12 protein-coding genes are annotated in these 10631 nt (G+C 45.3%); 2 read left to right on the top strand and 10 right to left on the bottom strand.

Annotated elements, in window-relative coordinates:
* Positions 1-79: 79 nt before the first annotated feature.
* The 4 genes from msrA to AMS66_RS01745 all read right to left on the bottom strand — a co-directional run bounded on the left by msrA (position 80) and on the right by AMS66_RS01745 (position 4076).
* Positions 80-598 (bottom strand): peptide-methionine (S)-S-oxide reductase MsrA, encoded by a 519-nt coding sequence (msrA, locus tag AMS66_RS01760; protein ID WP_053779180.1) that lies wholly within the window; start codon positions 596-598, stop codon positions 80-82.
* A 167-nt stretch (positions 599-765) separates the two neighbouring features.
* Positions 766-1023 carry a GlsB/YeaQ/YmgE family stress response membrane protein gene (locus tag AMS66_RS01755; RefSeq protein WP_053779179.1) on the bottom strand — a complete coding sequence of 86 codons (258 nt, stop codon included), beginning with the start codon at positions 1021-1023 and terminating at the stop codon, positions 766-768.
* Positions 1024-1308: 285 nt separating this feature from the next.
* Positions 1309-2613 carry an AAA family ATPase gene (locus AMS66_RS01750; RefSeq protein ID WP_053779178.1) on the bottom strand — a complete coding sequence of 435 codons (1305 nt, stop codon included), beginning with the start codon at positions 2611-2613 and terminating at the stop codon, positions 1309-1311.
* Complete coding sequence (locus tag AMS66_RS01745) at positions 2613-4076, bottom strand: RtcB family protein (protein ID WP_053779177.1); 1464 nt, start codon at positions 4074-4076, stop codon at positions 2613-2615. The genes AMS66_RS01750 and AMS66_RS01745 overlap by 1 nt, the downstream gene beginning before the upstream one ends.
* A gap of 136 nt (positions 4077-4212) precedes the next feature.
* Here AMS66_RS01745 and AMS66_RS33340 point away from each other — a divergent pair, with 136 nt between their 5' ends.
* Entirely contained in the window at positions 4213-4398 is a 186-nt protein-coding gene (locus AMS66_RS33340; protein ID WP_236703079.1) for a hypothetical protein, read from the top strand.
* 275 nt (positions 4399-4673) lie between these two features.
* Here the strand turns inward: AMS66_RS33340 and AMS66_RS01740 are convergent, their stop codons facing one another.
* A complete protein-coding gene (locus tag AMS66_RS01740; protein WP_053779176.1) occupies positions 4674-5492 on the bottom strand; it encodes a TerC family protein in 819 nt (272 codons plus the stop codon).
* A gap of 279 nt (positions 5493-5771) precedes the next feature.
* Entirely contained in the window at positions 5772-6086 is a 315-nt protein-coding gene (locus AMS66_RS01735) for a DUF3817 domain-containing protein (protein WP_053779175.1), read from the bottom strand.
* A 174-nt stretch (positions 6087-6260) separates the two neighbouring features.
* On the opposite strand from AMS66_RS01735, the gene AMS66_RS01730 reads away from it, so the two are divergent.
* Positions 6261-7361, top strand: a complete 1101-nt coding sequence (locus AMS66_RS01730; protein WP_053779174.1) for a glycosyltransferase family 4 protein — start codon at positions 6261-6263, stop codon at positions 7359-7361.
* 23 nt (positions 7362-7384) lie between these two features.
* On the opposite strand, the gene AMS66_RS01725 is transcribed toward AMS66_RS01730, so the two are convergent.
* The 4 genes from AMS66_RS01725 to AMS66_RS01710 all read right to left on the bottom strand — a co-directional run bounded on the left by AMS66_RS01725 (position 7385) and on the right by AMS66_RS01710 (position 10613).
* Positions 7385-7747 carry an HIRAN domain-containing protein gene (locus AMS66_RS01725; protein WP_053779173.1) on the bottom strand — a complete coding sequence of 121 codons (363 nt, stop codon included), beginning with the start codon at positions 7745-7747 and terminating at the stop codon, positions 7385-7387.
* 46 nt (positions 7748-7793) lie between these two features.
* Positions 7794-8759 (bottom strand): helix-turn-helix transcriptional regulator, encoded by a 966-nt coding sequence (locus AMS66_RS01720; RefSeq protein WP_053779172.1) that lies wholly within the window; start codon positions 8757-8759, stop codon positions 7794-7796.
* A 272-nt stretch (positions 8760-9031) separates the two neighbouring features.
* On the bottom strand, positions 9032-9550 hold the full coding sequence (locus AMS66_RS01715; protein WP_053779171.1) for a hypothetical protein: 519 nt from the start codon (positions 9548-9550) through the stop codon (positions 9032-9034).
* Between the two features lie 430 nt (positions 9551-9980).
* On the bottom strand, positions 9981-10613 hold the full coding sequence (locus AMS66_RS01710) for a 50S ribosomal protein L25 (protein ID WP_053779170.1): 633 nt from the start codon (positions 10611-10613) through the stop codon (positions 9981-9983).
* Between the last annotated feature and the right edge of the window lie 18 nt (positions 10614-10631).

Here is a 10631-nt window from a genome sequence, read left to right as displayed (position 1 = left end):
ATCTGTCTACTTGACAGGGGTAAGACCACATTCCCGGCTTTTTCATATGATCTGATGTGAATGGATCAAATGAATAGAATTACTTATTCCAGTTTTCTTCAATAAATTCATCCCGTCCGGATATCGCACGGTCTTCCTTGTAATGTTTCTCATTTTTCTTGTGGTAATCCTGGTGATAGTCTTCTGCCGGATAGAATACAACTGCATCTCGGATCTCCGTCACAATCGGTTGATTGAATCGCCCGCTTGCTGCCAGCTCCTGCTTGGACTGCTCTGCGAGCTCACGTTGACGTTCATTATGGACAAAGATCGCTGTTCGGTACTGACTCCCACGATCCTGAAATTGCCCTCCGTCATCGGTTGGGTCCGTCTGGGGCCAGTATAGCTCCAACAGACGTTCATACGGAAATACCTCTGGATTAAATGTAATTTCAACGACCTCGACATGACCGGTCTCCCCGGTTTTGACCTGCTCATATGTTGGATTATCGACGTGACCGCCGGTATAGCCGGATACAATACCATGAATGCCTGGCTGCTCTTCAAACGGTGTAACCATACACCAGAAGCATCCACCGGCAAATGTAGCTTTTTCCATTCAGATTCATCCCTTTCTTTTGTACATCTATATCTTAAAACAAAAAGAGGTTGATGGAAAGCCACCTCGTGGACTTCCATCAACCTCTTCAAAATCATCTGTTATATCAACAGTTATTCAAACTGCTTGTTGCCGACTTACTGTAAATTCAAGAGATATTGAATTCGTTACCCGCGGCTACGACCCATAGAACGGAAGATCAAGCTCACGATCGCTACAAGTACAATGGCACCGATTAATGCCGGTACAATGTAGAATCCGCCCATTTCTGGACCCATTTCTCCCAATATCACCCCGCCTAACCATCCGCCGATAAAACCGGCAATGATGTTACCGATAACGCCGCCGGGAATGTCACGACCAACAATCAGACCTGCCAACCATCCAATGATACCACCGATAATTAATGACCATAACCAACCCATATCATTCACCTCTAATTAAAGTTTTTGTTGTTGTCTGTCTACTATTAACCGCTACAGAAGCATTTAAACAATTGGCATGAAAATTGTTGTATATTACCTTTTGTTCATATGCTCTTTTCTCTGTTGTACAGCCTATAACAAAGCATTGTAAACAGATTGCGTCACTTCCCGGCATCTTACACAGCTCAAGACTGCGTTATGTACCTCCCGAAAGTCATTGTATGTTGAATCAGACAGCCTTAGTATAACCAATTGAGGTGAGAATATTTTAACGGTTATATTCGATTAATAAAACCCTGCACGGCCTTTACCTGGCTGAGCCAGCCAGTTGTGTTTATGACTCTTGTCCAGCTCTCCTCGCATCGACTGAATGATCTGCACAATGTCCGTCTGGCCATTCTGGTGCCATTCCAGCGCTGCACTGACATACAGCTCTCCAAGCTGGGCAAGAGAAAAGGTATCCGTCAATCGTGCAGCTTCAAGCGTCCCTTCTTCTCCCGCGAATACAGCAAAGCCTCGTTGGTTCAAATATTGCAGACGGAGCCCTTCATCCGGTAGCGGTATTTCATAAGCCCGATCAAACCGTCCGGCACGGTTCATGAGCCCCGGGTCTATTTTCTCCGGATAATTCGTTGTGCCAATGAGGAAAATGCCCTCTTTGGAAGTTGCCCCATCCAGTGTATTCAGGAAAAAGGACCGGACTTCATCCGGCATGGAATCAATATCCTCAATAATCAACACCATTGGTGCCAGACGTTTGGCTGCTTCGAACACTTCACGTACCGATTCACTGTTTGTGTATTCGGTAATTTGCCAGTATGCAGCAGGCCCCGGTATGCTTCCCGCAATGGATTTTACGAGGGTTGTTTTCCCGTTTCCAGGATGACCGTAAAGCAGGATGCCACGTTTGTAAGGAATATCATAGTCTCGATAAAAGGAGCGATCCGCCTCGAAAAACTGGTCCAACGAACGGAAAATATCTTGTTTAATTTGCGGAGAAAGCACGACCTCATCTCTCCCCACAGAGCGGGTAATGGATTCGACATGCCGGTCACTGCCATTGCGGGCATCCGTGTATACCGTGACCTTTTTCATATTTTGCTGCCGTTCCCGTTCCCTTACACTGCCCAGAAATCGCTTCAATTCCTCTTCGCCTGTAGCAAAAACAAAATCCTCATTGTAGATCCCGTTCTCCCGGAAGAATGGAATGCGGACGAGAGCTACGCCCCACTGGGGATAGGCAAATACATTGTTGCGAATCGAATAATGTACACCATAGGTTGGTGCATCTCCATCATCCTCATAGTGCAGTGTACGTAGCTCCAGATCTTCGAAAATCCGGGCAACCAATTCCACGTCCGTACTGTTGCTTTGCAGATCTTCTTTTAGCAGATCCCAGTATTCACTGTTTGGATCATCGCTGGCATAGAGTTCATAACGAACTCCGTATCGATTGCCAAGCGCTTCAATGATGCCTCGAATCAAGCGGGCATATATGGCATAGCCTTCGTTTCGGATTTGACTGTCTTGTTGCTCCTCATAGGAATAGATGACTCTATTATGATTCAATTGTTCTTTATCTATGTTCATTACTTAGCTCCCTTCACAGCGGCAAGTGGTTTACATTTGGCTACAACTTGAGCCAGACCTGCGCCGGTAACACTATCAATTATTTCATCGACATTTTTATACGCTTGCGGCGATTCATCAATAATCGATTCAAGTGAACGCTGGTTCACCACAATCTCATCTGCAGTTCCCACGCCCAGCGCTGAGGCAAAATCCTCTACGGTAACCAGGCGCTTCGTTGCTGTCCGCGAACGAATGCGTCCTGCCCCATGACAGATCGAATAATAGTTATCCTTCCCCTCAGGTTGACCTACCATGATATACGAAGCAGTCCCCATTGAACCGGGAATAAGCGCAGGATGACCTGTTGCCAGATATGGCTTCGGATTATCCGGATGACCTGCAGGCAATGCACGTGTAGCTCCTTTGCGGTGTACAAAGACCGAGCCTTGATCCGCGTGCGATTCCTCCCATGCATAGTTGTGCATCAGATCATAGAGGGTACGGAATTCGCATTTTGGACCAAACACATCCCGAAAAGCTTCGCGAATTGCATAAGCAATCAGGTGGCGGTTCACCACAGCATAATTCAGCGCAGAATACATCATATCAACGTAATGGCGACCTTCCGCATGTTCAAGCGGAGCAAAAACCAGTCTTGGATCGGATGTCCCCAGACCATTTCGCTGCATCATTTTCGCAATCGCCGATGAACTGGTTTGGCTTACATACCCTCCCCAAGCCCGTGAACCGGAATGGATCATGACAACAATTTGTCCATCGTACAGGCCCCAAGCTTTCGCGATCTCCCGATTTTCCTCGGCAATCTCAATCGATTGAATCTCGGCAAAATGATTGCCTCCACCCAAAGTCCCTAACTGGCGATGAGCCCGATGCCATGTCATATCTGGTACCGAATCCAACACTTCCTCGTCAAAAGCAAACTTGCTGCTCTCTATATGCGTGATGGAAGTTGATTTTTTCGGTGTGTAGCTGTCCGGAATATATTTTTTGGGTAAGCCATGCAAGCCCTTGCGCACAATATGCTCCAGACGTATATCCGAGTAATGACCGCGTTGATTCGCCTCCATCGGCAGCACCTTCTCAATGGCTTTGACGAGTTTACGGCGCAGCTTCACGTCTTTCAGATCATCCTTATGCAAATTGGTCATATGCACCCGCATGCCACAGCCGATGTCACTGCCTACGATGGATGGAGATACATAGCCACTCTTGGCATCCCATACCGCCGTTGTGCCGATGCAGGTACCTACACCGACATGCACGTCAGGCGTATAACTCATATAGGAAATACCCGGAATTTGAAGATTGTTGTTCGCCATCTCGAACACCTTATAGTCCAATGAGGAGAATAGTTGTTGTGCCGCATATACCGTTAAGTCCCCAGCAGGCAATTTGACTTCATGTCGGTAGCCATCTGTGAGTTCGTTTTGACTTGTAAATAAATTAGGTTGTGTATTCATAAATGTTTATTATTCCTTCCTGTACGTTCAGCTAGTTCGGTTCATTTCAAAAATTGAACCTAACGTTATTCCGAATTCATATCCATGTTCTGTACAACAAAAAAGAAGCCACGGACAGTTCGCCCGTGACTTCTTCATGACAATAACGGAAAACAAAAGCAGCATGAACATGCCGCGTCTGTTCTCCATTGCTATATACGCCGAGAGTAGCATATCGATTAATAACGTTCCAAGGATAAACGATATGCATCTTCCCCTATGTCGCCCGTATGAGGCCAAAGAGACGATGAACTGGATATACAATTGTGCCTGTGCTTCGTAGTGTCTTTGTGAATTTCAAATCATAACCAACCATCATATCTCTCGGCCTCCCTTCATCAATATTATGTTTATATTAAGCGGACTTGTTTCGATGTGTCAACCCTTTTCTTGGAAATTCACCTTTTTTGCATATGCATTAGATTTAACTTTGTGCCAATAACTTATATAAAAAAAGCAGGGTCTGTAAGGAACAGACCCTGCTTACTCAAGCATATCATGAGATTAGATATCGATTATTGATGGTACTTGTTTTGACAGATTTGACTTTGCATCTTATCATTTCCCTGCTTGTTTTTCCAATTCCTCCACAGGATTTTCATCTTCTTTTTCAGGCACCTTGGAAGACAGGAACCAACCGCATACTGCAATCGTAATCAGCACAATGTAGAAACCAAATTTCCAAATTTTATTTTCCGGGAAATGCTCATCCAAAACGCCCAGTGAAGGGTGTGCAAGTGTAATAACTGCCAACTTAACCCCAACCCAGCCGACGATAACGAAGGCTGCAACTTCAAGGCCTGGACGGGAATGAAGCAACTTAACGAAGAAGGAAGCCGCAAATCTCATGATGACGAGACCGATAAATCCACCGAGGAAGATGACGATAAATTGTCCACCGTCAAGTCCGCCGATCGGAGGCAGACCACTTGGCGGCAAGGCAACAGCCAGCGCCACAGCTGCGAGAATGGAATCGACCGCGAACGCGATATCTGCCACTTCCACCTTGAATACAGTCATCCAGAAACCAGATTGTTTTTTTTGTTTTTTGGGAGCGGAATCAGCCGCTTCATCTGTTTTGTTTCGGCTACCCATAACCTTTTTAATAATGTGGTTAATGGAGATGTACAAGAGGTACAGGGCCCCAATCGCTTGAACCTGCCACACGTCCACCAGGAACGAGATCAGGAACAACGAACCCAATCGGAAAATGAATGCACCCATCAACCCATAAAATAACGCTTTTTTGCGTTTATCATCAGGTAAATGCTTAACCATAATGGCGAGAACTAATGCATTATCCGCTGCAAGCAATCCCTCCAGGACTACTAATACGACGAGAACCCACCCATACTCCAATAATAATGACAAATCCAAAATTGACTCCTCCTTAGTATCCTTATGATGTACAAAAAAAAGGACCTTTACCATTACTGGTAAGGTCCTTTTTATTCACAAAAAGAGACCTTTACCCAGTATGAAAACTTGGTAAAGGTCTCGCTAACAACAAAATTGCTGCCAATAAAGCCGGGGATGGAATCCCGAACTGACGACTTTACTGTGAAAGCTACTCCCCTTTAACATCAGGAATATTTAGTTTTAAGTTGAAACAGGTTCAATAATCTGTTCTCATCATATTCATAACGATAAGCAAAGTCAAGCTTTATTTGACCGACTGCGGTCCAGCTTGCGAAAGACCAGCAAATCATAGATGAAATTGCCCAGTGGGATAAACGAGACAAAAAATAAAGCAATTGGACGACGTAAACGCCATTTTTGCGTGGTATAAAGACTCACCATAAATAATAAATACATCAGAAATAAAAAGCCATAGATGTTGCCAAACCAAGTGACTGCCTGAGGCATGATCCCTGATTCTCGTAATGGAAAAGCAACAAATAACAACAGCACATATGAAAGCCCCTGCAACCACAACAGCAGTCGAAAGCGGCTGAGTGTTGAATGTAACATTTTTTTCCTCCTGCTTCTAAATACGCGCAACGAATTCATTGCATCCCGTACAGTATATCACAAAAACGAAATTTACCCTCACGCGCAGTTCTACAGGAGCCAAATCCATGCAATGCACATAGGATATATGACCAAGATAGATTGTTGAGAATATGGACAAGGAGGAGCCTGTTGATGAAAATAGCCCTAATAGCACCTGAAAAATTGCCAGTCCCAGGTAACGGATCAGTCGAAATCTGCATCTTGGGCATTGCCCGAGAACTTGCACTCCGTCACCAGGTGACGATCATAAGCCGTCAGATGCCCGGCCTTGCCATCACAGAGCAAATAGATGACATTACGATCCGTCGGGTACCGGCAACCAGCCCCACCGAATACACCAGGGCAGTTATCCGTTTTCTGAAAATTCAACCCTTCGATCTTATCCAGGTAGACAACCGACCACATAGTATGGCTGCAATTAAACGTGCTTTCCCTTCGTTACCTGTGGTGCTCTATCTTCACTCGTTAACCTTTGCACAACCAGGGCCTGCAAGATTAGCACTGTTAAAAAAAGCGAATTGGATTGCCGTCAACAGTCAATCCCTCAGACAGAGGCTGAGTCGCAGATTCCCATCCTTGAAACGACGGATGGGCGTGGTGCCACTTGGCGTGGACCTAAGCCGTTTTTTGCCAGCAATAAAAGGAGAGCAGCAGCTTCTGAGGAAGCAGTTCGGTATTTCAGGGCCGTTCTCCATTCTGTATGTAGGTCGACTGATTCCCGGCAAAGGTGTAGATGTGCTGATTCGCGCCGTAGCACTTCTCCAGCAACAGGTACCCGTGCAACTGATCATTGCAGGGAAAGGACCTCAAGTCTACGTCCGCAAACTGCGACAGCTTGCCCGAAAATTAAAGGTTGAGGCCACCTTCCGAGGTCAGATCGCCCATGAACGCATTGATCGTTTGTACCGGGCTGTGGATTGCCTGGTGTGTCCTTCCCAAGAACATGAGGCCTTCGGACTGGTTAATGTTGAAGCTATGGCTTCGGGACTACCCGTCATTGCTTCAGACAATGGAGGCATTCGTGAAATCATTGTATCCGGGAGTAATGGATACCTTGTGAGACAGTATCACAACCCCCGAAGTTTCGCTGCTTACCTGTATAAACTGGCAGATAATCCTTCTCTCGCCCGTTCTCTTGGAGAAGCCGGTCGTGCCAGTGCAGTTGAACAGTTCAGCTGGGCACGAACAGCCATGCATCTCGAAGCAGCTTATACAAGACTCATCCGTGGATAAATCCAGTTGCGATTTTACTTTCGTCAGGCTTTTTCACGTGACTGCCAATCTGCAATAAAGCTATCCATATGCGGAACAGGAACATACATCATTTCAATTAATTCCACAATAATCATATCTTTCATGGTAAATCTCACCTTAGCACAGGTCTGCTGGCGGAAAGCATCATAGATTCCCGAGCCTGTCCAGCAGCCGTGAGGAACGAGCAGAGGGTTATTAACAATATATCCAACCGTCCCAATAGGGGGAACCACTACCTTAATGGCTTGAGGGTCCACCCGATTGTCGGGATCTTTGACCAGAAACAGGGTATCACCTACATTTAAAGCTTCTACACCATGATAATGTTCCATTCCATACATGGCTGCAAATAATTTGGTACTCATCAAAAAGCTCCTTTTACACATTTTTTTAAATTTAGATGGGTTGAAATTATTGATCTTCCTCATAATGCTTCATCCACTCTATGAGTTGTTTACGGATTTCTTTACGATATTCGCGGGGTTCAAGGACCTCCGCTTCGGGACCAAATTGATATAACCATTTCAGGAATTCACGACTACTGTTCAGCGTTACTTCAAATAACAATCCGCCATCAGGCATATCTGTCATTCGTGGACGAACAAACATTTCTTCTTCTTTTATGTAGGGGGCCACCTCTTTACTGAACCTTACTTTAAAATGAATCAGTTTATCCCCACGATCAATGGACCACGTGTTTTTCATGAACTGCGTTATGTTGAAATCACCCATAACAAAATGGGTATCGGTCTGTATAACGTCCAGAAAGCGACTGATCCGAAACAAACGGACCTTCTTCAGCAAGTGACAATAACCAATCAAGTAGAAACGCTGATCGCGCGGAATGAGGTAATAGGGATCAATGTCGCGGACCGTAATTTCATTTTTCGTAAGCGTGTGATATTGGGTTCGAATCGTTTGTTGATCCAGAATGGCTTCAATAACTGGAATAAGCAAATTGGGATACTTCCCTTCTTCCCGGTATGCAGGTGTGCCCATACGAATAATACCTGCGATATTTTCTACAATGTCACTGTTTCTCGATTTCATTTTGGTATGGGCTGTCATCACCTTGTCAAAAGCTGAATCGAATTCAGCCGGGAGTTGCGAAGTATCCACCACGGATGGAAGCATGGAGAATACCATGGCTTCCTGTTCGGTAAAATCCAGAGGATACATGGCAAATTCACCAATGAACCGATACCCCTTGCCATAACCTTCATTCATGATAGGGGCAACCCTGTCCAAAATTCGGAGATCGCGATAAATCGTGCGCACAGTTGTACCGCATTTCAACGCCAATTCTTTGGCGGAAATTCCGGGATTCGCTTGTATAGCCTGAAGTATACGCAGAAGACGAATTAATTTCTCTGTCATGTAGTTTCTCCCCTTCGATATTTTATCGGTAAGGAAAACTAGTTCCTTTAGTCCGGTACTAAATCTTTAGTCCCAAACTCATTTTCGCAATTTCACCTTATGTATATAGTTCAATCGCACTTATTCGGCTTATTAAATATACATTCTCTTACTTGCTTGCGTAAAATATTAACTTCAAGTCCTTATACCTACGCCTGATATCCTACTTGGCATTCAAAAAAAATGAAAAAAAGTCTTGTCTCTTTGACCAGAGACAAGACTTTTTAGCTTTTTTATTTGTGCAATTGCAATAATTTAGTCAGCACATTGACCATATGGTCGCACAGTTCAGGAATATCTCCCATCTGATCTTCATTCACAATGCGGTCAAAATGTACCTCAGCTGTGACAGCATACGTTGCTGGCTGATCTTCAAATATATAATGAATATGCTGCAACTTCCGTTGTTCCGGCCAGCTCTGTTGTAATATGGAGCTAATCGCCGGACATTGAGTCTCAGGCTCCTTAATAACCATCCCAAACCGTAGTCGCAAATGGCAACCTGATTGACCACCCGATGTCTCCAGAATTTCAGCCGCGAGCTCCTCAAGCGATGTACTCAGGACCACTTCGCCTGTTACGTGAGGGCAATCTCTCAGGCAGAATTGCAACACGAACTCTCTGGACATACGCGCCATCTCCAGCTGATCCTTTCGGTCCGTTATGGAAATAAGTGCATCCAAATTATCAAGATCATACAGGTAATTTTCGAAGCCTACTTTTAAATTGTCATAAATCGTCGGATCAAACATGATGTGAAACCTGCTTTCTTGTGCAAATTACCCGATAGCTTAGCTTGGTTATTCTAGGCAAATCAGACTGCTATTTCTGCCGAAGTGAATTACTACTCCGAATCATAGTATACTGTAATGCTGTGCCACGCAAACAGATCTCCAACATCATACCTGAGCTCAAGCCTGTCAGCGAATATTCCTGTCTCTCCAATTGCCCCTAAACCAATGCAAAGCGCTCATCAAACGTCAACTTGCCTAACTGCGCAACTTGAACGAGAGGGTTATTCTGTCTTAACATCATAACGAATAACGGGACTATGCGGCAATCTCTCTTAAGTCAAAACGGGATAGGTTACCACACACCGGGATTAGCCCTTTCCAACATAAAAAAGCCCGATCATCACGACCGGGCTTGGTTGAGGTTCAGAATATTAAATATTCTGACTCCCTATTCTTCTTTGGCTGGCTCTTCTGATGCTACCGGTTCCGCTTCACCAGCAGAAGCCGTGGGCTCTGCCTCAGCTGCTTGTGGCGGCATCACGGAAGCGATAATGGAATCAGCTGACGTTACCAGAGTCAGACCTTTATCCAGCTTGATATCTGCGGCCGTCAAACGATCACCAATTTCCAGTCCGCTAACATCCACCTCAATGGAGGTTGGCAGATCAGCTGGAAGTCCTTCGACCTCCAGTTGAGATTCCTGTGTCTGGAACACACCGCCTGCCTTGGAGCCGGCTGCAGTGCCTTGGAAGTCGATCGATACACTAACGCTGATCGGCTTGTTCTTCGAAATTTGCAGGAAATCCACGTGCAGCAGACGTCCGTTGCGTTCCTGCTGATCTTTGATCAGCACTGGAACCGTTTTGCCACCCTCCAGATTGAGGTTGAACATCTCGGAGCGACCTGTACGTGCTACTTTCAGCATTTCTTTTTCATCCACATGTATCGCGGCACCTTCCAATCCCGGGCCATAAACGACAGCCGGAACACGTCCGCCTTGTCTTAACAAGCGCAATGCTGCACCTTTCTTTTCAGTTCTTGGTGTTGCCGTAAGTTGAGCCATTTTTCCGTTGGATTTCATGATTGAACATCCTCCTTC

This window comes from Paenibacillus xylanivorans, assembly GCF_001280595.1.
Taxonomy (GTDB): domain Bacteria; phylum Bacillota; class Bacilli; order Paenibacillales; family Paenibacillaceae; genus Paenibacillus; species Paenibacillus xylanivorans.
This window is presented reverse-complemented; position numbering and strand designations above follow the sequence as displayed.

Bases quoted from the DNA above. Each gene is read 5' to 3' on its own strand.
- AMS66_RS01720 (WP_053779172.1), bottom strand. From the start codon at position 8,759: ATGACAGAGAAATTAATTCGTCTTCTGCGTATACTTCAGGCTATACAA.
- AMS66_RS33340 (WP_236703079.1), top strand. From the start codon at position 4,213: ATGACAATAACGGAAAACAAAAGCAGCATGAACATGCCGCGTCTGTTC.
- AMS66_RS01755 (WP_053779179.1), bottom strand. From the start codon at position 1,023: ATGGGTTGGTTATGGTCATTAATTATCGGTGGTATCATTGGATGGTTG.
- AMS66_RS01745 (WP_053779177.1), bottom strand. From the start codon at position 4,076: ATGAATACACAACCTAATTTATTTACAAGTCAAAACGAACTCACAGAT.
- msrA (WP_053779180.1), bottom strand. From the start codon at position 598: ATGGAAAAAGCTACATTTGCCGGTGGATGCTTCTGGTGTATGGTTACA.
- AMS66_RS01715 (WP_053779171.1), bottom strand. From the start codon at position 9,550: ATGTTTGATCCGACGATTTATGACAATTTAAAAGTAGGCTTCGAAAAT.
- AMS66_RS01730 (WP_053779174.1), top strand. From the start codon at position 6,261: ATGAAAATAGCCCTAATAGCACCTGAAAAATTGCCAGTCCCAGGTAAC.
- AMS66_RS01710 (WP_053779170.1), bottom strand. From the start codon at position 10,613: ATGAAATCCAACGGAAAAATGGCTCAACTTACGGCAACACCAAGAACT.
- AMS66_RS01725 (WP_053779173.1), bottom strand. From the start codon at position 7,747: ATGAGTACCAAATTATTTGCAGCCATGTATGGAATGGAACATTATCAT.
- AMS66_RS01750 (WP_053779178.1), bottom strand. From the start codon at position 2,613: ATGAACATAGATAAAGAACAATTGAATCATAATAGAGTCATCTATTCC.
- AMS66_RS01735 (WP_053779175.1), bottom strand. From the start codon at position 6,086: ATGTTACATTCAACACTCAGCCGCTTTCGACTGCTGTTGTGGTTGCAG.